The following is a 25108-nucleotide window of genomic DNA, read 5'->3' as shown; positions in this document are numbered from 1 at the left end:
GGACCTTTTGATTTAATAAAATATAGTGAAATTAATCATTAATCTTCAAACAATTCATTAGCCAAATCTTCAATTTCTTTAGCTAACTTCTTTTTACCTTCATGATCTATTGTGATGGAGTTTCCTTCAAACTCAAGCATATCTCCTGGTTTTACTCCATCCGGCAACTTAGATTTAGGAATATCTTTCATACCATCTTCAAATTCAATAACAGCTAAATCACCTTCGAAGCGATCAATTATTCCTGTTTTTTTCATCTATTTTTTAGCCGCCTTCACTGTAATTTTAGATCCTGTTGAAGTAAATACAATAGATCCATTTTTATCAGTACGATATATTTTCGCTTTTTTTGCTTTTAATCGTTTTAAAGTAGCAGATGTTGGATGTCCATAGCCATTCGTAGAGCTTACGCTAATAGCAGCATAAGTGGGTTTTACTTTGTTTAAAAAGCTTGTAGTAGTAGCTTCTTTGGCCCCGTGATGGCTAACCTTTAATACGTCTACTTTTGAGAGTACACCAGCTTTTAGCATATCATTTTCAGCCTTTGTTTCAGCATCCCCAGTGAATAGGAATTTCTTTTTACTATGTGTAAGTTGTAATACTGCACTCCAATTATTTAAATCAGATTTACTGTATGTAGTAACAGGACCTAAGAATTTTAGTGTAATGTTTTTTGCTTTAGTTGGAACTTCTACACCTTTTTTAGCTACTTTAATTTTTAATCCTTTTTTCTTAACTGAAGTTAAGAAGTTTTTATATGCAATTGTAGAATGTGTAACTTTGGGTGCGTAAACACTTTTAACTTTTAAAGTATCGATAACTTCAGCCAAACCACCAACGTGATCCGCATCTGGATGTGTTGAAATAACAGCATTTAATGTTTTAACCTTTTGTTTCTTTAAATAGGCAACAACTTCATCACCCTTACCTTTATTACCGCCATCGATTAAAATATTTTCATTTCCTGTTTGGATAAGGATTGAATCACCTTGTCCAACATCAATTACATGAACTTTTACATTACTTGCTGCATCCGATGGCATAACACCAATAAACAGCGACATTAATAAGGTGAAAATTAAAACTAAATTTATTTTTTTCATATAACAAAACCTCCTATTATCTACAATATAATAGTTTCGTATAAATGCATATATTATTTTGGGTGAAAAAGAAGGAGTTTGTCGAATGATATGGAAATTAATTGGTAAAGGAGGTGTGCGGATATGAAAAAGTATACAGTTGAATTAATTTTTAAAACGGGTTTAAGAAGCACATTCGAAACAGATACCGATGTGCGTCAATTTAAACCGATTCCAGAATTAGGCCTGTTAATAGTAGATGTACCTGAAGGGTATGGGTATCATATTACGAAACCAGAAGATTGTGAAGTACTAGTGCATGAGAATATAAAATAAATAGAGGGGTATGGAGTATGCAGGCAAAAGATAAAAAATTTTATGTAAATGTGATATTTAATGGTGGTAAAAATTTTGATTTTTACACAAATACAGATATAAGAAAAAGTCCAAGAATCGAAATTAACGGGGCTCAAATGGCGATAACAGAGGAAGAGTATTGTATTAACATGAGGCAAGTTCAATTTATGTTTGTTGAGGATTTAATGAAAGGTAGATAAAGATGTGTTATACATAATTTGGCCAGATAGAAACTATTATCTATTTGGTCTTTTTTTATTTGTAACAAGAACAAATGTTCTGTATAATAAGTGAAAAGGAATATATAAGGAGATTGAAGTCATATGATAAAACATGACCAACAAATCTATGTCCACAATGCGATAATACTTGAGCTTACAATTCGCACCTTAGAACGAGATAAAAAACACATGGAGAATTTAAAATCGAATTTTGCTTTTAAAGCTTGGATTGAGAAAGAGTTAAAAAATTTAACCAGAGATCTTAGAGATGTGAGTCGAACATTAGGTATGCATGGAATGAAGGTATTGGAAGGTACAAAAGATATTGACGAATATTTTGTTGCTTATACTATTAAAACTCGAGGAAACGATAAAGAATTACGTTACTCTAAAGTTGCTTTAAGGAATAAAGTAAATGAAGAAGTGAAAATGCGTTTGGGGTTAGAATATGATAAAGAGCGATAGCCTAGAGGCAGTCGCTCTTTTTAAATATATTTTTAGAGTTGTATATGCGCCTGCCAGCTTTATTTTACCAACCCTTATAATTTTATGTGTCCCCCAAAAAGTCCCCCAAGTTCCCCACTAATAAAGATGGGGGATGAAAGAGGTGGTTATTCAGAAAGTATCATCCATGTTGATATATAGCTATTTATGATTTAACATGAGGGGCGTTGAAGTAGGGCAACTATAATGCTGAAATTAAGTCACTCAAACGTATTATCCAACTGTGTGAGCAAAATAAACCATGTATCTCATTTATTGATGAAATACTTAAGGGAACTAATACGATAGAACGAATAGCAGCATCGGCTGCAATGATGGAATGGCTTTCTTTGAATAAAGGGATGAATATCATTGCCTCACATGATATCGAATTAACCGGAATCACAAAAAGTACGTATACCAATTATCACTTCAGTGAGTCAATTGAAAATGGTCAAGTTCATTTTGATTATAAAATTCATTCTGGACCATCAAAAACGAAAAATGCAATTAAGCTTCTTGAAATATTAGATTATCCACAAAGTATCACAAACAAGGCAAATGGGTTAGCCGAGCATTTCTTAGAGAGGCATGAATGGAAGGTAATGAAAAATTAAAAGATTGTAGATTGAAGAAACGCATCCCATTTAGAGCTAGCTAAATTAAAGATTAACCATTATGTAGCATGTACGATAATCTGTAGGATAAACCCATTATTTGTATCGACGCGACTAGCCTTTATGCCAGTTGGATAGCCATGCTCGAAAACTTTGACGTCGTACCTATAGCTGTAGTTGGTAATTTAAAACAAGAAGGAAGTTTAATATTCGCAATGTCTTTATGGAAAGCAATTAAATAAAAATAGAGTCCTAAAAAATCTTGCTTATTGTAAGGTTTCAGACTGTCGGCAAAAGGCATCAAGAAGTTCACTCTCGATGCCTTTTGTCATTTTTTTATGTTCAGCAAATGGTATTCTCCTTCTAAAGAGAACATACTTTTCTAGCAATATTCTCTTTATTAAAAAGCTTGTCATGTCCAAGTAGCAAGCTTTTTTAAATTCATGGCAGTAAAAGTAAGTATCCGAAAAAACACGTTCAATTGTTTCTTTACGCCTCGCATAGATTTACTTGATATCATCAGAATGTCGTAAATGGTCGGCGATTTCGACTAACGTTTCACATATACGACGTGTCTTGCATAATTATTACAATAAAGTTATTATTTTCTATTAATTTGTATTAATAATACTATTCAAAATGTTTATTGATATGTTTATCTGTTCTGAATAAGGAGTTAAGAATGATTTATAACACGTTGGTATTGGTATATTTATAGAAAAAATGTAAAAAAATGTGTCAAAAGTTACTATAGGAATATATGTAATAGTATATACTTGATTTGAATACCAAAAAAATAGTAGGAGGGATATGATGAAAAGAAGACAGAAACAAAAAACAAGAAATTTAGTGATGGCAACTGCTCTATTTTCTATGTTTGTTACCGGAATAACGCCTTCATTAGAAGTCTTTGCGGAAGAACAAACACAGCAACAGAAAGTATCTAACGTGTTAAAAAACGAAAAATCAGTGGAAGTGAAAAATCGGAAGTTTGCTGTTCCTGGAAAGGGAGATATAGAGAAATTCCAAAATAGCGAAAGAAGAGATTGGCAATTTAGTCCTTATGAACCGACTGGGATATACGCTAGGCCAAATGAACAAATAATCATTCGGGTAGCAGGAAATCAAAAAATCGAAGCATACATTGGAACTTTTTCATATGATGCTTCTTGGAGTGAAGATTCAAAAATAAAATCCTTTACATTAAAACCTGGTCGAAACACTATACAGTCTCCAAACGGTGGGATGATTTATTTTTACAATAAACGACAAGGAGGCACCATTAAAACAATAACAACAGGCGGAACGGCTACCCCTCTCTATGAACTTGGAAAGCATACGAAACAAGATTTAATAGATATGCTTAATCAATATCCAAATGCACATACGGTGGAATTAAAAGGGGAGCGTGTATTGATAACTGCTAGCCCGGCACGTGTTAAAAAATATTTGATTGGCTCTAACACAGATCCTACTCAACTATTGAAAAAGTTGGATGAAGCTACTAGAATTCAAGATAAAGTAGCTGGATTATCTGAAGGACAAGTAGATAAACATTATCTACATTATGTTGAGGATAACCATTCTCTAGATTATTATATGTATGCATACACTTATAGAACTGCATATGTAGGAGACGCAATCCAACATGTGTTAGATATTAATAAATTTATAAATGATGGATGGGGCCCGTGGCATGAGGCGGGGCATATGAGACAACAAAGTCCTTGGGCATTTCATAATATGACAGAGGTTCAGAACAATATTTATAGTCTTGCTGTAGAAAAAGCATTTGGTCAAACGACCAGATTAGAAAGAGAAGGTGTTTATCCTAAGGTTTTTGACTACCTAGAACAGCAGAATAAGAATTATGACGAGATTAGTGATCTTTTTGTTAAACTTGCTATGCTATGGCAATTAAATCTAGCGTATGGAGAAGAATTTTATCCAAAATTGCATCAATCGTATAGAGATATGTCTGATAGTATGTTACCTGAAAATAATGAAGATAAGAAACAATTATTTATGATTGAAGCCTCCAAAGCAGCTCAACAAAATTTAATTCCATTTTTCGAAAAATGGGGATTGCGCCCAAATAATGATACGATCCAAAAGGTGGAGTCCCTAGGGTATCCAAACTTAACAGCTGAAATTTGGAAAAGTACCGATTCTAATCCAATTAAACCGAATACCAGCTCCTGATAACATTTGGAATCCATATAAGGCGTACACAAAAGGTGATAGAGTAGAGCACAAAGGTAAAATATACTAAGCTGTTCAAAGCTATCAAGGAAGTGGGAATCCAAATTGGATATTCGCATTGTCTTTTTGGCAAGAAATCAAATAAAAATAGAGTCCTATAAAACCTTATTCATTGCAAGGTTTCAGACTGTCGACAAAAGGCATCAAGAAGCTTACTCTTGATGCCTTTTGTCATTTTACTAGCGAATATTTCTCCGATAGACAAATCCGAAATGCTGGTATAGACTTTCATCTAAATTACGCAAACCAGGCTTTAAAAACAGCAGTAGAGGACTAATTGTTCAAACGATTGCAGCAGGTAACGCAAAAGCACAAAAAATTGAGTTTTAGGCATCCTTTTGTGTTTTTATTAATTTTTTTATTAATACAACAATTTACTTATCTCGTTTCTATTTATCTTCTCTTTAGTATGTTTTACGAATACAGGCTTTGCTTTAGGTTTAATCAAAAACAAATCATAAGTTGGTTCATATTCTTCAAATTGTATATAGTTTGGAAGTTTAAGTTTAAATGAAGAATAGTAGTTCTTTTCTGTTATGCCTACCAATTTACCCTTCTTATTAAATTCCTTAAAGTTATTGGGTCATCCTGTCTGAGGTTGGTTCAATGGCTATAAATAACTGCTGATTTTTATTGTACATGACTTGGAAGTTTGCAAAACCCCAGAGATAGCATGTACCTTTGTTATCTAACCATGTAGTATTCTTACCCTTTTTAATTGATAGTCGGCCACATAGCTTCGGTTGTTCAATTGATACTCCATTCGGCAATTTAAATGTATGATCTTTACCTCTAATATACATATACATTGGTGAAACATAAGGTGTTTTCTTTAAAATATAAGTTTTTGCTGATATATCTTGTGGTAATAGGGATACACCCTCTTTCAAGAAAACCATAAATGTTAATAGGTCTTTATTCATAATAATGATCCTTTCTTCAGTCAATTAGCATTAAATATTATATAACTAAAAATACTTAGTGTTATACATTAATTCACTTGTTAAGTGACCAAATGAATTCTTATTTCTTGAAGAACGGTATTTATAAAATAATAAAAAGGATTCCATCAGTACTTAACTTAGATGGAGTCCTTTTATAATGATTGGTCAATACCTCTTGGATATGCCTAGATCATTATAACCGGAGGATTTAGATAAACCAATAAAAAATTCAAGGAGAGCATTTTTACTAATACCGCAAACCTTTACTTCAATCTCTATTAAAATTAGTATTATCTGGTTTTCTATATAGATGATATACTAATAATTATAATATATTCCAATAATAGTGTAAGGGGTTCTTAGAATGAAAAAATTATTCATATTATGTATTACAGCAGTTGCTTTAATAGCATTTACGTTCAGTTTTCCAACTGCAAATGTTAGTGCAGCATCTTCAAGTGAAAAAGCTTATGTTAAGAAGGCTTCACTAAATGTTAAAGCTAAAAGAAGTAACTCTTCTAATACGATTGGTAAATTAAAATCGGGTCAGACAGTAAAGGTATATTCTACAAGCTATGAAGGTTGGTCTAAAATTAAATATAAGAATACATACGGCTATGTACATATGCAAAACTTATTATTTGCAGAACCCGATAAATGGTCAAAAGGTGTAAAATCGGGTGTAATAAAAAGAGCGATAAAGAATGGTCATTTAGAACCTGGGGAGAAATATAAAATCAAAAAGTCACCTGGTGCTCCTGGTTATTATCAATTGTTTGTTGAATTTGATGGGCAATGGTACCGTGCTTTTACTATTAACTGTAAGTCTGGTTGGTACCATGGTTAAAATAGTCCTTTCGCTTTGAAAAGCGGTTACCAAACTAGCCTATGATGCTCTCCAAAGATTTTTTTGGAGGGTGTTTTTTATTTTTACTAAATTCATTGGGAGAGTGGGTTACATTATAATAAACTGCTAAACACATAGTTTTCACTGTTCGCAAAATGCCAATTAACTAAACTAAAACTATAGTCTTTAAAATATGCTTAATCCCCTGATACAAAAGGGATTAGGCACTTTTTTTGTTGTAACATATTGTAACGGAAAGTGTTATTAACAAAACTACAATCACACTTACAGGTGTTGCTCTTGGCAAAATTAGATATGTAAGTAATTCACGATAGAGATTGTGAAAAAATGTACTTAAACTAACGGAGCAGGTTAGGGGAAGCGTGTTGTTTCTTGTGTTCAACAATCGGGCTATTTTGTTGGACAAAAAAATTAAGAGCGGTTGTTGTTTAATGAATTGCACTCTTTCTCGAAAAAAACTGTCCAATTGACAATAGAGCAGATTAAGGCAGGATAGGGGAGTGCCTTAATCCTGCCTTTTGGGTGTTTTATGTTTTCTACTGTACTAGATTATTCAAATCGGGCTGCAATTTGTTCCGTAGAACATACAGCATTATAGCACCCACAAGGAATGAGACGGCATCTGCAATGACAAGCGACCAGATTACTCCGTGGAATCCGTACGTAAGTTTGGCGATAAACAACACAGGAATTAGTGTAATTCCTTGAATAATTGACATAATAAACGCAGCAGTTCCTTGTGCTGTTGCTTGAAATATACCCGTAAACAATGTGGTAATACCGGTAATAAACAAGGATAAGAACGTTACATGTAGAATGTAACTTCCCATTTCAATTAAATGTGGGTCATTAGTAAATAAACCAATTAAGTTATCAGATATCAGATAAACGATAACGCCGAATACGAAGGCTAACGCCACAATCGTTTTAAATGTAAATCCGATTGTATGCTTCATGCGCAATTTATTCGCTGTAAAAGAAAAGGCGATAAGCGGCACTATTCCCTCACATAAGCCCATCAGGATAAACTCAGGAAATTGCAATAAACGTGATGATATCCCGAAAGCAGCTACTGCCTGATCCCCATATTCTATAAGAAAGTGGTTTAAGATGAGCGACATTGCACCCAAAAAGATACTCATAATAAAGACGGGAACTCCGATTTTAAATACATTACTCAGAATCTCTTTAGTAACCTTGAACCATTTTGCTGAAACGGTTAAGAATTGGCTTTTATATCTTATATGAAAAGCGTAAAATGCACTGGCAACAACGTTAGAAATTACCGTAGCGGACGCAACCCCAGTTACTCCCCAATGGAAGACGAAAATAACTAGTGCATCTAGAATAATATTCACGATAACGCTTAGAATCATACCAATCATAGAAGTAATTGCTGCACCTTCTGAGCGCACGATATTCTCCAGTGTGAAGAACAATATGACAAATGGTGAGCCTATGATCATAATTGTGACATAGTCCTTTGTAAATTCGAAGGAGTCAGAAGTTGCCCCAAGGCCATAAACGATTTGATCAATCAATGGTAGGCCGACAGCTATCGCGATAAGACCGAGAACTAAGCTGCTGTAAAAGGCGAATGAAGACACATGCTTTACATCATCATATTTTTTCTCTCCTAGCAAACGTGAGATGAATGTACCACTCCCCATACCAATCAAATTTCCTAGTGCCATAATGATTGCAAATAACGGCAAGGTTAATGCGAGTGCAGTTAACATGGCAGTACTGTGGAGAGTACCAAGGAAATAGGCATTCAAAATTGAATATATGACACTCATTGAGGAGCCTAGCATCATTGGTACGGCGAAATGGGCTACAGCTTTACTGACCGATGCTCTTTCAAAGTAATAGAGGTTTTCTGCATCCATGTAGATCACTTCTTTCTTTTTATATAATTATCTAACAGTGTTAGGTTGAACCTTACAGTGTTAGATGTTATCATGAACCTATAAATCTGTAAAGCAAAAACTTACACTGTTAGATGAAAGGGAGGATACCAATGAAAAAACAGCAGCCTCAGATTTCGGAGGATAAGATTTTAAAAACCTCGTGGGAGCTTCTTGGAGAGGAGGGCATCGAGAAATTCAGCATGAGACGATTGGCCGATAGGCTAGGGATTCAGGCTCCATCTTTGTATTGGTACTTCAAGAGCAAACAAAATCTCTACCAGCGTCTGGCCAACCAGGTATCGAAAATAATTCTAGAGGAATTCCACTCCGATGGGGACTGGAAGGAACAACTGACGGCACTAGCGGTAACGGTAAGGAGCGTGCTCAGCCGCTATCCCTGCTCAACGCAGATCATGATGATGATACTGCCCCACGAACCGGATATCATAAGGTTCACCAACCGTATGCTGCTCTGTGTGGAATCGACACCGCTTGAGCAAGAACAAAAAATACAAGTGGTTACTACGCTTGTGAACTATGTCTACTACTTCGTTCTAGACGATTATCAGCATGAGCGTAATGTCTCCGCTATCCTTAAGGCCAAAGAAACGCCTCCGGGAGAAGAGATGATGCGCCTTCTGGACTCCATGAACGAGACAGATGCAGGACTGTTCCGGAGGATGTTCACTAACGGGCTGTTTGAGCTGATGGGGACCGACAGGTCGTTTGAGTTTGGTTTGAAGCTGATTCTGCTCGGGATTGAGCAGGTGCTAGAGGAGCAGGAGAAGTAGAAAGTAAAAACGCTCATCCAGTATCTAAAATTTCAATACTGTTGCAGCATACCTGACATAACTGAAAATTTCGAGAGATTGTTTATTTAAACTATCAGGAGCAATTGTTGAATGAGATATTAGTAACCTTTCAAATTATTAGCCATCGTTGGTTGTAATCCTTGTGTGACAGTTGCGACAATGGTTGCAATAATTAAGGCAGTGAATCTTCCTAAAGAAAGTCCCTTTCTCTTTGAGTTTGGGATTTTATTTTATACACACTATTCAACTAACGGGGCAGTTTAGTTGAAGAAGAGAAACTTATACATAATATTAATATAGGATTATTTCAATTCGAAAGATTAAGTTATATATTAGAAAATATGCTAAAATTTAATTATGTTAGCATATTTTTTTCTTATTGAATTATAAGTAATAAGTTGAATGGAGTTGCAATTTATGATTTTCAGGCTGTTAGATGACATTGGTTTATACATAGCACCAATTTTGAGTATTGTTTTCTGTTTAAACTTAGTTAGTATATTGAAAAAGATAAAAACGGATGAAAAAACTTCAATAAATACGTTTTTAATGACAACATCATTTCTTTTAATTGTGTGGATTATTATAATCAGCGCTACATTTCAGTTTTAGCAAAGTAATTCTTCAATTAACGGTGCAGGTTAGTTGAAGAGTATTGTATAACTTGTGTTCAACAATCGGGCAATATTGTTATATAAACATCTGAATAAACAAGCCGATTAATCTGAAGATAAAGGGGATTTATATGAATACAAAACGGAAAAGGAAGGTCTGGGGGATAGGCTCAGGATTATTTATTGTACTTGCTATAGCTTTCATATCTTGGTATTATCCATTATCGCTTTTTAGCATCCATCAAAGCTTTACATATCATCCTGGTTCGGGTACCCATAATGGCAAAACCTACGAAGAAGAGATTGCCGAGTTTAAAGCTGCCTATGAGAAGGATCTAAAAAAGGATTTAGAAGGTGTTAATTACAATCCTACGGTAAATCGAACTCAATTTATTCTTCCGATTTTTGAACAAGAATGGCTAATCGGCACGGACTCCAAAACAATTGATAAAGATAAACTGGATAGAATGCTTTTCGATGTACAACAGGCAAGAAATACCCTGTTAGACCTTGTTTCTGAAGGAGATTATTCCAGAGAAGAAAGAGTATACATGGTTGACAGCATAAATAATTTCCTTAACTTGGAGGAAAGTATTAGATTTATAAGAAACGGAAAATATTTTTCGAGAAGTGATTTGCAAAGGATGTTAGGTAATTTACAAGGAGATTTCTGGGCAGGTTTTGATTACTATACCACCGTTTTTTATGAAATATCTCATAAATAAAAGTTTGAAGCAATCGGGCTCGATTGTTTAATAAGCGTCGCTGTTCTAATTCAACTAATGGGGGCTTTACTTCAAGAATGAGTGAAGCTTTTTTCTTATTGAACTAACAAGGCAGGTTAGTTGAATAAGGGTTAGTAATATATATGATAATAAAAAGGAGAGAAATTATGAAATTTTATATTGCATCAAGCTTAAAAAATATAGATCAGGTTAGATATGTTAGTAAAAGGTTAAAAAATAAAGGATTTATCCATACATATGACTGGACTGTAAATGAGAACGTAACAACATTGGAAGAACTAAAGGTAATAGGTCAAAAGGAGAAAAATGCTGTAATAGAAGCGGATTTTGTTGTTGTTTTATTACCAGCAGGAAAAGGAAGCCATATTGAATTAGGTATTGCTATGGGGAATGACAAAAAAATTTATCTTTACTCACCGAACAAAGAAGTAGATAAAATTGAAACAACCAGTACATTTTATCATTTACCTGAAATCGAAAAGTGCTTTGGAACAATAGATGAGTTAGTAGATATTATAGATTTAAAATCAAAAAGTTTTTAAGCTAAAGGGTGCTTTACTTGAAGAACATTGAGTTGCATATGCAGCTCTTTTTTTCTTTATTGAACTAACGGGGCAGGTTAGTTTAACAAGGAAACGGGGACAATAAGCAACTATATACTAAACAAAAAAAGGTTAATTGAATGGAAAATAGATAGGAGATAAAAAATGCGTAATAAGAAGTTAAGGGGTTTAAAGCGAAAAACAAGAAATATGATAATGCGAATTTTGGAGGAAACTTCTGATTTCCCTTTGGATTTTTATAATGGGTATTGGCATCTTCATTTGCCAGTTGCACAAGGTTTTATTGATTCCGATAGGACTCCTTTTGGAATTAAGAGACTTTGTATTCAAACTTTATTAGAACGGGCTAAACATTTGATTGAAATCAAACCAAATACACCTGACAAGTGTCGAGTGGTTGTTTATCTTAGTTTCCAAGCATTGTTTGATTCTCAAATTATAGTGTTTGCTGGTGAATCTCACTTCGAGGGGTTCTTTAATAGAAATGACGAATTTCAAAAATGGATTCCCCTGTCCAAAGAAAGAAGTTTTGAGAGTGATTGGGGAATAAATATCTCCAAAGATATGGATGTCTTAGGATTTAAAGAAGAAATAACCGATGAAGATGGGAAAATTTATAAAAGAGATATTTGGTTTATAGGTGAATTAGAGTAGGCTTAATATTACATTCTTATTCAACTAACGGGTGCTTTAGCAAAAGATTATTGAGCTGTTCATACAGCTCATTTTTTCTTGTTCGACTAAATGGGCAGGTTAATGGAAGAAATAGCAAGTGGGTTTAACTAGGAGAAGTGTCGATGACATTAAAAAAGACACCGAGGTGTCTTCTGTTTTTTAAATTAAGAATATTGATAAATTGAAATTTAATTACTTAACATTATACTTATTTTCGGAGCGAGGCATCTTATCGGTGAGTATATACCAAGTAATGCTTGCTGTTAATAATGTTGACGAAATCAAAGCTGTAAGAACACTATATGTTTGCCAAATAAGTATCGTTGACCAATCGAAGGCAAAAAACATTATACACTGGGCAATCGTAGCGATTAGGAAAATAATTGTTACGATTGTTCTCTTTTTTGTCATTGGCTGCTGCTCATTCGTTTTCCTTTTTCTTAATCCTAAGAGAAGTAACAGAACGGCCAATAGGCAAAGAATAATTGTGGTAGACGACAAAATGATGTCCAAAAGCTGTGTGCTGCTTATCTCATATGACTGAGTTAGATTGCCGTTTAATATATTTTTAACTTTTAGTACCAGGTTTATATTGGTATTTGCGCCGTTGCTCAGTAAGCAGATGGCTGTTCGTTCATTTGGCAGTATGGCTACTTCGGTTCTAAAATTCGGATTACCCCCAGTGTGTTCCATAAACGTTTGTTCGGCGTTTACCGACCAACCTGCCGCATAATACATATCGTTGACAGCCGAAACAGACATATCACCCCTATGTGATTTTTCGATAACCCTGTGAAATATTTCGGGTATGTCCTGCACGATACCCATCTGTATGCCCATCCAACGCGCCATATCTTTTGTATTAGAAATGATATAGCCGGCAGGTTTATTCCCAGCATAATCAGGAGCGTTAAATGGAGTTGTTATGAAAAAGGAAGAACGGTAGCCCTGCGCTAACTGTCCAGTGGCTTGAGCATCTTCTTTATAAACATACGTCTGGTGAAGACCTAAGGGTAGAAATACCTGTTCCCTCATAAAGTCTTCATAGCTTTGTCGTGATACAATCTCAATAACCAAACCCAATACGTCATAATTAACGGTTCCATAGTTATATTGTTCACCGGGAGAGAACGCCAATTCAGCATCTACCAGCGTTTCCACAGTCTTTTGCAACATATCAGGCGTATTGCCTTGTGGAATATTTTGAGTATGTCTAATATTTGTTAGGCCGCTGGTATGGTGAAGGAAGTTATTTAGTGTAAGGCTTTGCATATCAACAGGTTTACCTTGATACTTTAACGTAAACCAAGGTAAATATTTTTGGATAGGGTCAGTCATTGATAGCAGCCCTTGCTCTTCCAATAGCAGAATCCCCATACCAGTAAAAGCTTTACTCACCGAGGCCAACTCATAGAGTGTATTTTCACTTGCAGACAACCCCTTTTCAAGATCTGCATACCCAGAAGAAAAGTAGAACACTTCATCATTAGCAAGTATTGAGATTGACATTCCAGGCACACCTGATGTACGAGAGGCATCATCTAGCAACGCTTGTATTGCCACAGATTTCGAATCTGACAACGCATAACTTTGTGTTGCGAATCCTGAGAATAATATAAGTATCGTTAATACAAAAACAATAGTCTTTTTCATAAACTCTCCTTTTTGAAGAATTATAAGAGTATAAAAAACTTATTTTTATAACTATAAACTAAATTCTAATTTATATTTATATTTCTACTTACCTATATAATATCAAGTAATTGTGAAGAGTTACACTTAAACTAACGGGTGCTTTACTTGAAGATTATTGAGTTGCATATGCAGCTCTTTTTTCTTTTTTGAACTATCGGAGCAGGTTAGTTCAATAGCGTTGATTAACTTGTGTTCAACAATCGGGCCATTTAATGGAATATTGCATTTAAACATAAATTGGATAATTTGTTATATAGTTTACATATTATCTGTAACTAGTTAAACTTAAACCATTAGCGAAGTAAAAACGAAAAAACTTGGTTAAAAATAATATACTTATTTAGACGGGAGATAGCTGTTATGGAACAAAACATACTACAATTGCTCAACGGAATATATCCAGTGGATTTTATTAAAATTGAAGCAGTAACAAATGAAATGTTTCGGTGCACCGCAAAACAAGGTGAATACTTTGCAAGAATTACAAACTACAAAGGTTATGATGAACAATTAGAAGAGGTTACATATACAAACTACCTACATAAAGAAGGACTAGGTGTATCGCCTGCAATAGTTTCAATAAATGGTAAAGAGGTAGAAAAGATAACCTTTAATAACAAGGAAGTATTAACTGTTCTTTATGAATCTGCTGCTGGTAAACACTTATCAAGAAATCAATGGAATGCATATGTTTTAAAAGAGTTAGGCAGGCAAATTGGTAAATTACATCGCCTCTCTAGAAAATTTGAAGAGATAAATCCGACTAGATATATCAATGATTGGTATCAAAATGAGGAATATGCTTTCTTGAAATATATTCCTGAGGAAGAGACTACGATTAGAGCTGTTGCACAAGGAATTTTAACAAAGATTAAAAACATCCCAAAAGACAATTCCAATTATGGATTGTTACACGGTGACTTATGGTTAGAGAATATATTGGTAGATCATGATTTAAAACTGTCAATGGTTGATTTTCAAGATTGTGAGAAGAATTTTTATATCTTTGATTTAGCTGTTCCAATTTATAGTGCGATAGAGTATTCATTTGTGGGTGGTGGGAACATCATTGAATATGGAAGAGGTATTACAAAAGCAATCATCGAGGGATACCAAGAGGAAAACGATCTCCCAAAGGAAATGTTGGAAAAACTCCCCTTATTTATAAAACTAAAAGAAGTCTTTGAGTATAGCTTAATGCATATGTACTGGAATAAAGAAAGGTTAACTGAAGAACAGATAAGAATAATGAACCATTTTAGAATGAGAATTGAAAAAGATCATTCTTTCCTTGACACAAACGGTTTGTTATTAAACTAAACTAAACTTAATCTTCCGCAAACGAGTGCAATTCTTGAAGATGAATTGTGCCTTTTTCAGCAATAGGCCATTTTGCGGCAAAAAAAATTAAAAGCAAAGGGTGGGCATTTTGAAGAAAATCGAGATGGAACGATTATACCTTAGAGAGTTAAAAATGGACGATCATAACGAATTATCGAAAGTGCTTTCCGACCCAGAGTCTATGCAATATTACCCTCATCCATTTAAACAAGAAGAGCTTAAGAATTGGATCAAATGGAATGAGAAAAATTATAAGCAATTTAATCACGGACTATGGGCAGTTGTTTTAAAAGAAGGGAATACATTTATCGGTGATTGTGGAATAACAATGCAGAAAATCGATGGTGTTAGGTTACCCGAAATCGGGTTTCACATTATTAAAGAGTATTGGAATAAGGGATATGCCACAGAAGCAGCGTCTGCTTGTAAGGAATATGCATTTAATGTTCTGGGCTATTCCGAAATATTTTCATATACGACCTTAAAAAATATTCCATCACAAAAAGTTGCGGAAAAAATCGGGATGGAAACTTATAAGTTTTTTGAGAAGAATGGTGAACAACAAATCGTTCAAGTTGCATACAAAAATAAAGCGTGATGAATATTAGTAACTCATTAGCTATTATTCCAGAAAAGGGTGCGATTGTTGAATAAGCTTCACTTTTCTTCTTCAACTAACGGGTCCATTTTTACGTCCATAACATTAAGTAAATTTCGGCTGTCTATTGTGAAATGTTACACTTAATCTAACGGGGCAGGTTTGTTGAAGAAGAGGGTTTCTTTAAACAGATTTACCAAAGTGGAATTTTAAATTTCATCTCTATATTGATTGATTTTCTGAAAGATTTTGTGCAGTAAAAAAGATTGGATTTCCCATCTGCATATATAGGTTATTTAGTTTATTTAATATACCGATAAAAATATATGTGTGTACAAAAGACTTAATTCTATTAATTTTTTTCAAGTTCCTCAATACATTTTTCTAATTTCTTAATCTTCAGGTCATTAGTAACAGCATTGGCCGAAGCAGCCATAGCAAGGGTAAGAGCTGCAAATAAACTCATTGTTGCACCTCCTAATATTTGTTAATTAAATTATACGATAGGTTACTAAATAAAACAATTTGCATTATTAATTTTCAATATTGTTTACTGAACAATATTGAAAATTAATAAATAAGGTAATCCACTACTTATTACGAATTTCCAAGAATTCGTAAAGAATCATACTTCAACTAACGAGGAGCTTTACTTCAATACGGAGTAGAGCCTTTTTCTTATTGAACTAACGGGGCAGTTTAATTGAATAAAACAAGCTCTTTGGGAATACTTATAAAGAGGTGATTAGTTTGAAAAAAAAGTGTTTCCGTTAATTTTATTACTATTTTTGTTTAGCAGTAATGAGGTATTATACGCAAAAACTATAAATGAGGCTGATACGGAATTATGCGAAACGGTTAAAATGGCACTTATAAGTAGCAATAGAGGACCAGTAGATAAAGCAATTTCTCAAATTTATAAGAATGACAAAAATGCACCAGAAGGTCTTACCTGGGCTTCTTCGCAAACTAATATCCTAAAGATAAAGCAGGTATATGGAATTGGTGGATTATATGAGATAACGTTGAAAGTGTATCCTTACTATGGTGCTCATAATGGATATGGGGAAGATAAAGTTGTGATAAATACACATGGTGAATTAATAAGTTTTAAACATTTGAAAACATATCCTTGAATTAGCTTGTTAAACTAACGGGTGCTTTACTTGAAGATCATTGAGTTACATATGCAGCGCAACTTTCTTTATTGAACTAACGGGCAGTTTATTTTAAGTGTAATTATTCACCATCTGTATTTTTAAAAGTCCTTATCCTCCACACAAAAAGACTCACCCCACATGAAAAAGGAGAATGAATTCATTATGAAATCATCCCCTTAAAGTTTGAAAATGCTTATACTGATATTACTCATCAATGACGCGCTAAACGTTTTTCAAAATCCGCCTTAAACAACAGAATAGTATCAATTTTTACAGCAAAATCGTGGTCACTGATATTAAAATTAGTAATAAACTCGTCAGATCGCTCACGAACCATAATTGTCGGACGGATATTGTCTCCAATAGCGTCCTGAGTTACAGCACTTCCATAGAAATACCAGTTAGTTTCAGTAGGGGCATTTGCTGCATTCTTAGATAAGTCATTTTTTATTATTTCGCATAAATTATCCATAAAATCTTCATTAAGCTTAATGTTTTTTCCATACTCACCAACATCAGATATATCAGCATATCCATACCAAATATTCCTGCTTGTTCGCTTTCCGTCATTTGAACTGTATGTTTCATCAAACAAAATCTTCATTTTTATTACCCTCCGATAATATAAAATTTCTTCATACTATTATACACCTTTTGTCATAAAGAAAGAAAACTCTTATGACATGGGCTGTCTATACAAACAGGAAACTTGCCTAACTCTTACGAGTTAGTGAGACTAACAGCAAGCTTGTTACCACGGAGGGTTAAGTAAGGGAAATATTCATGACCAGATTCAAGAAGTAATTTCATATTAAAATTCTAGAACTTTCTTCAGCAATCGAGCACTTTACTTGAAGATTATTGAGCTGTTTAGACATTACACAGCTCTTTTTTTCTTCAACTAAAGGGGCAGTTTAGTTGAAGAAAAAGGTTACTTTAAATAGATATACCAATGCCGAATTCTAAATTTTATCACTACATTGAATGAATATCTGAAAGATATTGTGCAGTAAAAGAACTAATATTAATTAAGAAAAAGTCCCTTCAAATTTGAAAGGACTTTTTATTTGGGGGCATTGTTTTATTTTACAAGTTTAATGGGGAGCTTTAGTTTGAAGTAGCTTTAACCCCATACAAATAAATATTATTCCTGTTATCTTATTCAGGACTATTCCCACCTTTTGGTTTCCTCTTAGTTTTTTAGTAATGTAAGAAGAGAAATAAGCAACAAATAAACACCACAGTAGTCCAGTTGTAGTAAAAGTAATCCCTAATATTAAGAAAGGAATAGGACCTGATGCTTTAACATCTATAAACTGCGGAAGAAAAGCAATAAAAAATAACGAAACTTTGGGATTCGTTAGACTTGTTAAAAGTCCTTGTATATAAATTCTTCTTAAGTTTAATTTAGTTGATGACGCTTCAAAACCTATGTTTGATTTATCAAGTATCATTTTAATTCCTAAATAAACGAGATAGATAACACCAATAATCTTAATGGTATTAAATAATACAATAGATTTTGTAAGTATGAGTGATAAACCAAAAGAAACTAATAACGTATGAACTAAGGAGCCAGTAATAATACCAAACACAGAATAAATACCAGCTCTTCTACCTTGTGAAATACTTCTACCAACAATATACATAGTGTCCGCACCAGGGATTAGATTCAATAAAATCCCAGTTAATAAAAACATTTCATAATTAATAATACCGTACATTTAGCACCTCTAACTCTTTTTTTTGGGGTGCCCTTATCGATGTTAAAGTAAATGAAAGAAAAATAAAAGCTTTTTTTAGATGGAACAGCAAAAAAAAAGTTTAAAATGATGAGTGATCTACTGAACATTTTGAGGATTAATAAATATGGTGTAAGTCGCTTTTAATTGTGAATATCTAAGAATTTGTGAAGAATCGCACTTAAACTAACGGGTGCTTTACTTCAATAAGGAGTAGAGCCTTTTCTTATTGAACTAACGGGGCAGTTTAGTTAAAGAAGGATTAGTAGAAAATTTTGTGATATTTATCAAAATAGTAATTAATCTATCTAAGTTGTATAATATGGGTAATTATAGTTCTGGGGGAATTTGTATAAATTATAATGCTATTAATCTAACTGAGAAATTTTCCAAATTTAGTGAACACTGGTCGCCCAAAGTTATTGGTGAAATGAATGACTATCAGTTTAAGTTAGTTAAGATTATTGGGGATTTTGTATGGCATGATCATAAAGACACCGATGAGGCATTCATAGTGATAGACGGGGAGATGTCCATCTCATTCCGCGATGGAACGGTTAAACTTTCCAAAGGAGAAATGTACGTGATACCAAAAGGTGTAGAGCATAAACCTTACGCTGAAAAGGAATGTCATATAATGCTTGTAGAGCCTAAAGGTGTAGTCAACACTGGTGAAACTAATTATAAATTAACTGCTGAAAATGATATATGGATTTGAACCAATAATTCAGTTACTTTCTTTGGAACAACGACTAATAGAAAGTTTCTTATTTTCCGCAATCAGGAGCAGCGATTCTTTAATAAGAATCGCTTTTCCTATTGAACTAACGGGGCAGGTTAGTTCAATAACAGAATGCTGTTGTAGTTAAAAGGAAAAAGGATGTCCCTAGGCGAGATAACAAAAGGACTTTGTAGGAAATGGGGAACCGACTATGTTAAATACGATAATTGATTTACCTGAAGATAAAAGAATTGCAGGTGTACATTGTATTCCTATAACGGAAAACGGAACAATTGTTTTGGCATGGGATAAAGAAGAAAAGCTCTTAACGACTATTGGTGGAAGAATTGAAGAGAACGAAAGCATTGATGAAGCACTTGAACGTGAAGCTATGGAAGAGGTAGGTATTCTAAGAGGATTCCATTTGCATCGTGGTATTGGCAAACATCCGATACATATACAGTGTGGTTTTTAGTAAAGGCTGTAAAATTTCTACCTTATACATTCGATTTTGAAAAATCAGGGTATGTAATCTCTAATTTTGAAACTGCTAAACAAATAATTTCTAAAGTAGAATTAGGAAATGAGTCTAGGATACAGATTCTAGATATCGCTAAAGAGCGAGCGATACAATTGGATTGGTTAAGATAAAAATTGTATTCCTTGCTCAACTATTATGAAATAACTGCTTAGGTGGCTTTTTTTCTTCCTGAACTAAAGGGGCAGTTTAGTTCAAGAAGGATTAACGCATTTTTTTGTTGAAGTTATTAAACTAAAAGAAGAGTTAAATTTAACAAAGAAAAAAGTTATTAGGAGGTAAGATCATTATATCTAATATCTAATATCAAATATCACAGAGCTTTAGGAGTTTACGGCATTTATGTTGACGGTGATAAACTCTTAGTAATAAATAAAAATGGAGGTCCATATATAAAGCGTTTTGACTTGCCTGGAGGAAGTTTAGAAGAAGGTGAAACTTTATCAGAAGCAATGAAAAGAGAGTTCCTTGAAGAAACGGGTATCGAAATTGAAATCGTGGAAAACATTGGAGTTATGGATTTTAAACTACCTTGGTTGTGGAAAGAGTTTACGAATGTTCATCATATTGCGGTCTATTATTCAGTTAGAAAAATTGGTGGAAAAATAAAATTACCAGAACAATTTGAAGGACAAGACTCATTGGGAGCCGTATGGGTATCCGAAAAAGATGTTTCTTTAGATAATGCTTCACCATTAGTTTTAAAAGCGTTTGATTGGTTAAAGACAAAGGATTTAGGGATAGATGCTGATATATATAAAGATTGGAAAGTATTAATATAAATGTTTTCTTATTCAACTAATGGGTGTTTTACTTGAAGATTATTGAGTTGCAAATGCAGTTCTTTTTTTCTTTATAGAACTAACGGGGCAGATTAGTTGAAATGTGAATTGTATATTAAACCCAACTTAAACGGTAAAACTGGTAAGATTGTTGTAATGATTCTTACATAGGAGGCGATGAATATATGAGTTTACAGAAATGTGATAAATGTAATATTCAATTTAAATGGAGTATAATCTTAAAATCTCTTTTTTTAGCACACAGACCTATTCAATGCAATCAATGTGGCACGGAGCATAGGATAATATTCTTTTCAAGGGTTATATTGTCTTTCTTGTCAGTTATACCATTGTGGATATTTGGCTTTATAATATCAACTCAATTATCGTTATCCATTTCTTATACTTTTTCAATAATAATTATATATGGTGTTTTTTTGTTTTTGTTACTTCCTTTTTTTGCGGAGTACAATTCGGAATACTAAATATATTTATGTCAATCGCTTCTTGTTCTAACTGGGCAGGTTAGTTAAGTAATTTCGTTGTGAAAAATAGTATGATTTAGGCGAAGGGTGTGAGGGGTTTTGGAAAATAAAAATTTAAAACCGTTTGGAATTCCTGTTGGCTTTTTCTTATTAGGGTTTTTGTTTTTAATATTTGGGGCTAACGGGGAAAATAATGCAATATTTTTTTCAAGACCTGGTAATGCTTCATCGTGGTCAACTTCAGAAAATTTAATAAATGCTTTTATGTATGTTCCAATGATTATAGGTATTAGCTTCTTAATTTTGTCTATCAGTACCTTTTCTATATCATTTTATTATTGGCAAAAAAAACGTTAGATTACTTCAACTAACGGGGAGCTTTAGTTAAACAAGACCATCATTTCGATGGTCTATTTTTACGTCTAAAACATCAAGTAGGCTTCGGTGTTCCATTGTGAAATGTTACGTTTAAACTAACGGAGCAGTTTAGTTCAATAAGTAATTTGGTTAATAATGGTGAAGTAATATTAGGTATGGGAGAGATGATAATGGACCATTTAAAAGGGAAAGTTGCGATTGTTACGGGTGTAAGCCGTCTGAAAGGGATTGGAGCTGCTATTTGTAAGGAGTTAGCTGATTCGGGTTATCATATATTTTTCACTTTTTGGACGGAATATGATAAAAAAATGCCTTGGAGCATTGAAATAGATGAACCCGTAAAATTAAAAGAAGAATTAATAAAAAAAGGTATTAAGGTATCATTTATGGAGTTGGATTTAACTCAACATGATGCACATGAACAACTTCTAAATAAAGTTTCTGAACAACTTGGTAGTCCTGATATCTTGATTAATAACGCAGCATATTCAACTAACAACGATTTTTCTAATTTAACTGCCGAAGAATTAGATAAACATTACATGGTAAATGTGCGTGCAACGACACTATTAAGTAGTAGATTTGCTCAAAGATTTGATAAGAAATCAGGTGGAAGAATAGTCAATATTACTTCAGGTCAGTTTCAAGGACCAATGCCTGGCGAATTAGCATATGCAACAACAAAAGGAGCAGTTGATGCTTTAACTATTACGTTGTCGGCTGAACTAGCCCCTTTAGGAATAACGGTTAATGCATTAAATCCAGGTCCAACTGATACAGGTTGGATGACAGAAGAAATAAAAAATGAATTAAAACCGATGTTTCCTTTCGGTAGAATAGGAAAACCGAGAGATGTTGCAAAAACTATTAAATTTCTAGTGAGCGATGAAGCAGATTGGATTACAGGTCAGATTATTCATTCAGAAGGTGGATTTAAAAGGTAAATCTAATTAAAAAGGCTTTGGTTTTAGAACCTTTTTGTTGTATTAAATTCCAAGGAAGTTATCAATTTGTGAAACATTGTACTTAAACTAACGGGAGCTTTACTTGAAGATCATTGAGTTGCAAATGCAGCTCTTTTTTTCTTATTGAACTAACGAGGCAGTTTAGTTGAAGAGTGTTGTTCAGCAATCGGGCCAGATTGTGGAGTAATACTCCACAAATGAATTAATATTAATGGTAAAATATAGTCAGAATTATGAGGATATTCAATTGAATATACTAAAGGTCAGTTTGATCAATATTTTTATACAAGTCATTTAATATAGGAGAGTAAAATGAACATTTTATTAAAGAAAATGTCAGAAAAAGAATTTACAATTTATTTCGAAGATAAGGTTGAGAGATATAGCTATTTTTTATCGGAAAATGTACATGAAGTAAACAGCGAAGACCCCCTTTCTAAAGCGCGTAAACAGTTAAATAACCTACTGCCTAAAGGAATAGAAACCTCTAATCATCATTTATTTAATATCTATGAAGATGATCTATTAATTGGATTTATTTGGATAAAGTTAGAAAAAGAAAAGAAAAGTGCATTTCTTTATGAGATTTTTATTTTTGAAGAAAATAGAGGTAAAGGTTTCGGAACTAGAGTGATGAAAAATGTTGAGGAGTGGTTAAAACAGGAAGGGATTTATTACTTTAAACTCCATGTTTTCGGAAGAAATGAAGGGGCTAGGAAACTATATGAGGAACTAGGATTTGAAATAGCGGGGATAAATATGCTCAAAACTATTAATTAAAATTTAGTATTTGTCAAATTGAACTAACGGGTGCTTTACTTCAATAAGGAGTAGAGCCTTTTCTTATTGAACTAACGAGGCAGTTTAGTTGAAGAGTATTCTAAAATCAAAAAATAGTTGACTCAAATTAATTAGGATTATAATATAGGTATACCCAAAACGGACAAATTGTCCGATAATTGTTAGGAGAGAGAAAATTGAGTGGAAAACCAGAAAAAAAACCTAGAAAAGAGATTACAAAAAGAAAAGTTTTAAACGCTGCTAAGGAGCTATTTATTCAAAAAGGTGTCGAAAGCGTAAATATGCATCAAATTGCTCTAACTGCAAAAGTGGGCCAAGCTAGTTTATATAGACAATATAATAAACTCAGTGATATTTGTGCAGATATAGTACGTGAAGAATGTCAGGTATTGATTGATGATACACAATATTATCTTAGTAATACTAATGAGAATCTTTCTTCGTTAGATAAACTATATCAAGTCATTATAAAGTTTGTATCTTATCTAGAGTTTAGAGTTGATTGGATATGTGAAGTTACAAGGGCATCTACAAACTATCGTCCCATTCAATCCCCTCTTTATCAATGGATGCGGAAACTATGTAGTGAATTATTGTTAGAAGCTGTTGAAAATGGTGAAATTTTTGATGTTGATGTTCCGTTTACAGTTGAAGCAATCCTAGGAACATTAAATAACGTGGATGAACAACTACTTCATCAAGGATATACCATAAATAGAATCTTAGAAGGTATAGAGCATATCTATTTTAATGGGTTGCGAAAAAGCATGAATTAAAAATGATAACAGAGATATATATTAACTAGTTGGAGGGGAAATATGAAAAAATCTGTTGGAATTCTTCTTTTAATTTCAGTCATTGCAATCTCTTTTGCGGCAATCTTTGTTAAATGGTCGGACGCACCGGCTACAATATTAAGTATGTATCGAATGTATTTAGCCTGTGTCTTATTATTACCTATGGTATATATATATAGAAACCAATTTTTAAAGCTATCCAAAAAGGATTGGTTACTTTTATTTATTGCTGGTGTTTTTTTAGCATTACATTTTGCTTTATGGTTTGGCTCCTTGAAACTGACGACTGTAGCTAGTTCAACAATTATTCTTTGTTTACAGCCAATTATCGCTTTATTAGGAGGGTTTTTAGTCTACAAAGAAAGAACCAATATTTCAACTATCCTAGCTATCGGAATTTCTATCATCGGTGTAGTTATGGTAGGGTGGGGTGATTTCGGACATAGTAATAAATCAGTCATTATAGGAGACATATTATCTTTCTTAAGCGTTATAGCAATTGTGGGTTATTTATTAATTGGACAAAATAACGTAAAGCGTATTTCTCATTGGGTATATAGTTTCTGCGTTTTCTTATTTGCAGCGATCTCATTAAATATCTATAATCTCTTCTTGGGTTTTCCTATTACTAGTTACGATTCAAGAGAGTGGGGTATCTTTATATTATTAGCAATATTTCCCACTATCGCGCACGTTATTTATAATTTTTTATTGAACTATGTAAACACAACAACCATATCTATGAGTATCTTAGGTGAGCCAATTGGAGCAACTATTTTAGCAGTAATTCTTTTAGGTGAACATATTGTCACCTTACAAATTGTTGGTGGATTCTTTGTCCTGATAGGGGTTTTTTTATTTTTAATACAGCAAAATAAAGTTAATTCCAAAAAATCATGAGAGTTTGTGAAAGGATGTACTTAAACTAACGGGTACTTTAATTGAAGATTT

The 25108-nt window shown here is 33.3% G+C and carries 28 protein-coding genes and 2 pseudogenes; 23 read left to right on the top strand and 7 right to left on the bottom strand.

The window, feature by feature from the left end; all coding sequences use genetic code 11:
* Positions 1–38 precede the first annotated feature (38 nt).
* Positions 39–257 (bottom strand): DUF3006 domain-containing protein, encoded by a 219-nt coding sequence (locus tag MHH85_RS10845; protein WP_340707059.1) that lies wholly within the window; start codon positions 255–257, stop codon positions 39–41.
* Positions 258–1103, bottom strand: coding sequence for a ComEC/Rec2 family competence protein (locus MHH85_RS10840; protein WP_340707058.1), 846 nt, complete (start codon positions 1101–1103; stop codon positions 258–260).
* A gap of 123 nt (positions 1104–1226) precedes the next feature.
* On the opposite strand from MHH85_RS10840, the gene MHH85_RS10835 reads away from it, so the two are divergent.
* The 6 genes and pseudogenes from MHH85_RS10835 to MHH85_RS10810 all read left to right on the top strand — a co-directional run.
* On the top strand, positions 1227–1418 hold the full coding sequence (locus MHH85_RS10835; RefSeq protein WP_340707057.1) for a hypothetical protein: 192 nt from the start codon (positions 1227–1229) through the stop codon (positions 1416–1418).
* Positions 1419–1435: 17 nt separating this feature from the next.
* Complete coding sequence (locus MHH85_RS10830) at positions 1436–1639, top strand: hypothetical protein (RefSeq protein WP_340707056.1); 204 nt, start codon at positions 1436–1438, stop codon at positions 1637–1639.
* 123 nt (positions 1640–1762) lie between these two features.
* On the top strand, positions 1763–2125 hold the full coding sequence (locus MHH85_RS10825) for a hypothetical protein (protein WP_340707055.1): 363 nt from the start codon (positions 1763–1765) through the stop codon (positions 2123–2125).
* A gap of 233 nt (positions 2126–2358) precedes the next feature.
* Complete coding sequence (locus MHH85_RS10820; RefSeq protein WP_340708157.1) at positions 2359–2760, top strand: MutS-related protein; 402 nt, start codon at positions 2359–2361, stop codon at positions 2758–2760.
* An 813-nt stretch (positions 2761–3573) separates the two neighbouring features.
* A pseudogene (locus tag MHH85_RS10815) lies at positions 3574–4950 on the top strand (M60 family metallopeptidase); the annotation flags it as partial.
* A gap of 19 nt (positions 4951–4969) precedes the next feature.
* Positions 4970–5107, top strand: a pseudogene (locus MHH85_RS10810) (carbohydrate-binding protein); the annotation flags it as partial.
* A gap of 490 nt (positions 5108–5597) precedes the next feature.
* Here MHH85_RS10810 and MHH85_RS10805 read toward each other — a convergent pair.
* Positions 5598–5945 carry a hypothetical protein gene (locus tag MHH85_RS10805; RefSeq protein WP_340707054.1) on the bottom strand — a complete coding sequence of 116 codons (348 nt, stop codon included), beginning with the start codon at positions 5943–5945 and terminating at the stop codon, positions 5598–5600.
* A 385-nt stretch (positions 5946–6330) separates the two neighbouring features.
* On the opposite strand from MHH85_RS10805, the gene MHH85_RS10800 reads away from it, so the two are divergent.
* Positions 6331–6813: an SH3 domain-containing protein gene (locus MHH85_RS10800; protein WP_340707053.1), complete on the top strand. Its 483-nt coding sequence runs from the start codon at positions 6331–6333 to the stop codon at positions 6811–6813.
* Positions 6814–7370: 557 nt separating this feature from the next.
* Here MHH85_RS10800 and MHH85_RS10795 read toward each other — a convergent pair.
* Positions 7371–8723 (bottom strand): MATE family efflux transporter, encoded by a 1353-nt coding sequence (locus MHH85_RS10795; protein ID WP_340707052.1) that lies wholly within the window; start codon positions 8721–8723, stop codon positions 7371–7373.
* A gap of 131 nt (positions 8724–8854) precedes the next feature.
* On the opposite strand from MHH85_RS10795, the gene MHH85_RS10790 reads away from it, so the two are divergent.
* From MHH85_RS10790 to MHH85_RS10775, 4 genes are all read left to right on the top strand, one after another.
* Positions 8855–9535, top strand: coding sequence for a TetR/AcrR family transcriptional regulator (locus tag MHH85_RS10790; protein ID WP_340707051.1), 681 nt, complete (start codon positions 8855–8857; stop codon positions 9533–9535).
* Between the two features lie 766 nt (positions 9536–10301).
* On the top strand, positions 10302–10895 hold the full coding sequence (locus MHH85_RS10785) for a hypothetical protein (RefSeq protein ID WP_340707050.1): 594 nt from the start codon (positions 10302–10304) through the stop codon (positions 10893–10895).
* 167 nt (positions 10896–11062) lie between these two features.
* Entirely contained in the window at positions 11063–11458 is a 396-nt protein-coding gene (locus tag MHH85_RS10780; RefSeq protein WP_340707049.1) for a group-specific protein, read from the top strand.
* Positions 11459–11623: 165 nt separating this feature from the next.
* A complete protein-coding gene (locus MHH85_RS10775; RefSeq protein WP_340707048.1) occupies positions 11624–12133 on the top strand; it encodes a DUF3916 domain-containing protein in 510 nt (169 codons plus the stop codon).
* 213 nt (positions 12134–12346) lie between these two features.
* Here MHH85_RS10775 and MHH85_RS10770 read toward each other — a convergent pair whose 3' ends face one another.
* Positions 12347–13807 carry a serine hydrolase domain-containing protein gene (locus tag MHH85_RS10770; RefSeq protein ID WP_340707047.1) on the bottom strand — a complete coding sequence of 487 codons (1461 nt, stop codon included), beginning with the start codon at positions 13805–13807 and terminating at the stop codon, positions 12347–12349.
* A gap of 402 nt (positions 13808–14209) precedes the next feature.
* On the opposite strand from MHH85_RS10770, the gene MHH85_RS10765 reads away from it, so the two are divergent.
* From MHH85_RS10765 to MHH85_RS10755, 3 genes are all read left to right on the top strand, one after another.
* Complete coding sequence (locus tag MHH85_RS10765; RefSeq protein ID WP_340707046.1) at positions 14210–15169, top strand: phosphotransferase enzyme family protein; 960 nt, start codon at positions 14210–14212, stop codon at positions 15167–15169.
* Between the two features lie 124 nt (positions 15170–15293).
* The gene (locus MHH85_RS10760) at positions 15294–15788 is read left to right on the top strand and encodes a GNAT family N-acetyltransferase (protein WP_445684125.1); all 495 of its coding nucleotides are present in this window, start codon (positions 15294–15296) and stop codon (positions 15786–15788) included.
* Positions 15789–16549: 761 nt separating this feature from the next.
* Complete coding sequence (locus MHH85_RS10755) at positions 16550–16924, top strand: DUF3888 domain-containing protein (protein WP_340707044.1); 375 nt, start codon at positions 16550–16552, stop codon at positions 16922–16924.
* 235 nt (positions 16925–17159) lie between these two features.
* Here the strand turns inward: MHH85_RS10755 and MHH85_RS10750 are convergent, their stop codons facing one another.
* Positions 17160–17552, bottom strand: a complete 393-nt coding sequence (locus MHH85_RS10750) for a hypothetical protein (RefSeq protein ID WP_340707043.1) — start codon at positions 17550–17552, stop codon at positions 17160–17162.
* 490 nt (positions 17553–18042) lie between these two features.
* Complete coding sequence (locus MHH85_RS10745) at positions 18043–18672, bottom strand: LysE family translocator (protein WP_340707042.1); 630 nt, start codon at positions 18670–18672, stop codon at positions 18043–18045.
* A gap of 370 nt (positions 18673–19042) precedes the next feature.
* On the opposite strand from MHH85_RS10745, the gene MHH85_RS10740 reads away from it, so the two are divergent.
* The 9 genes from MHH85_RS10740 to MHH85_RS10705 all read left to right on the top strand — a co-directional run bounded on the left by MHH85_RS10740 (position 19043) and on the right by MHH85_RS10705 (position 25057).
* Positions 19043–19408, top strand: coding sequence for a cupin domain-containing protein (locus MHH85_RS10740; RefSeq protein WP_340708156.1), 366 nt, complete (start codon positions 19043–19045; stop codon positions 19406–19408).
* Positions 19409–19622: 214 nt separating this feature from the next.
* Positions 19623–19886: an NUDIX hydrolase gene (locus MHH85_RS10735; RefSeq protein ID WP_340707041.1), complete on the top strand. Its 264-nt coding sequence runs from the start codon at positions 19623–19625 to the stop codon at positions 19884–19886.
* Positions 19887–20245: 359 nt separating this feature from the next.
* A complete protein-coding gene (locus MHH85_RS10730) occupies positions 20246–20731 on the top strand; it encodes an NUDIX hydrolase (protein WP_340708155.1) in 486 nt (161 codons plus the stop codon).
* Between the two features lie 185 nt (positions 20732–20916).
* Positions 20917–21216, top strand: coding sequence for a TIGR04104 family putative zinc finger protein (locus MHH85_RS22285; protein ID WP_445684111.1), 300 nt, complete (start codon positions 20917–20919; stop codon positions 21214–21216).
* A gap of 99 nt (positions 21217–21315) precedes the next feature.
* A complete protein-coding gene (locus MHH85_RS10725; protein WP_340707040.1) occupies positions 21316–21573 on the top strand; it encodes a hypothetical protein in 258 nt (85 codons plus the stop codon).
* Between the two features lie 191 nt (positions 21574–21764).
* A complete protein-coding gene (locus MHH85_RS10720) occupies positions 21765–22538 on the top strand; it encodes an SDR family oxidoreductase (protein WP_340707039.1) in 774 nt (257 codons plus the stop codon).
* 333 nt (positions 22539–22871) lie between these two features.
* Positions 22872–23339, top strand: coding sequence for a GNAT family N-acetyltransferase (locus MHH85_RS10715; RefSeq protein ID WP_340707038.1), 468 nt, complete (start codon positions 22872–22874; stop codon positions 23337–23339).
* Positions 23340–23536: 197 nt separating this feature from the next.
* Positions 23537–24136 (top strand): TetR/AcrR family transcriptional regulator, encoded by a 600-nt coding sequence (locus MHH85_RS10710; protein ID WP_340707037.1) that lies wholly within the window; start codon positions 23537–23539, stop codon positions 24134–24136.
* A 42-nt stretch (positions 24137–24178) separates the two neighbouring features.
* On the top strand, positions 24179–25057 hold the full coding sequence (locus MHH85_RS10705) for a DMT family transporter (protein ID WP_340707036.1): 879 nt from the start codon (positions 24179–24181) through the stop codon (positions 25055–25057).
* The last annotated feature ends 51 nt before the right edge of the window (positions 25058–25108 follow it).

The organism is Viridibacillus sp. FSL E2-0187, from assembly GCF_038006425.1.
In the GTDB taxonomy this organism is placed as follows: Bacteria; Bacillota; Bacilli; order Bacillales_A; family Planococcaceae; genus Viridibacillus; species Viridibacillus arvi.
Note: the sequence above shows the minus strand (reverse complement) of the source record. Positions and strands in the feature narration are given on the sequence as shown.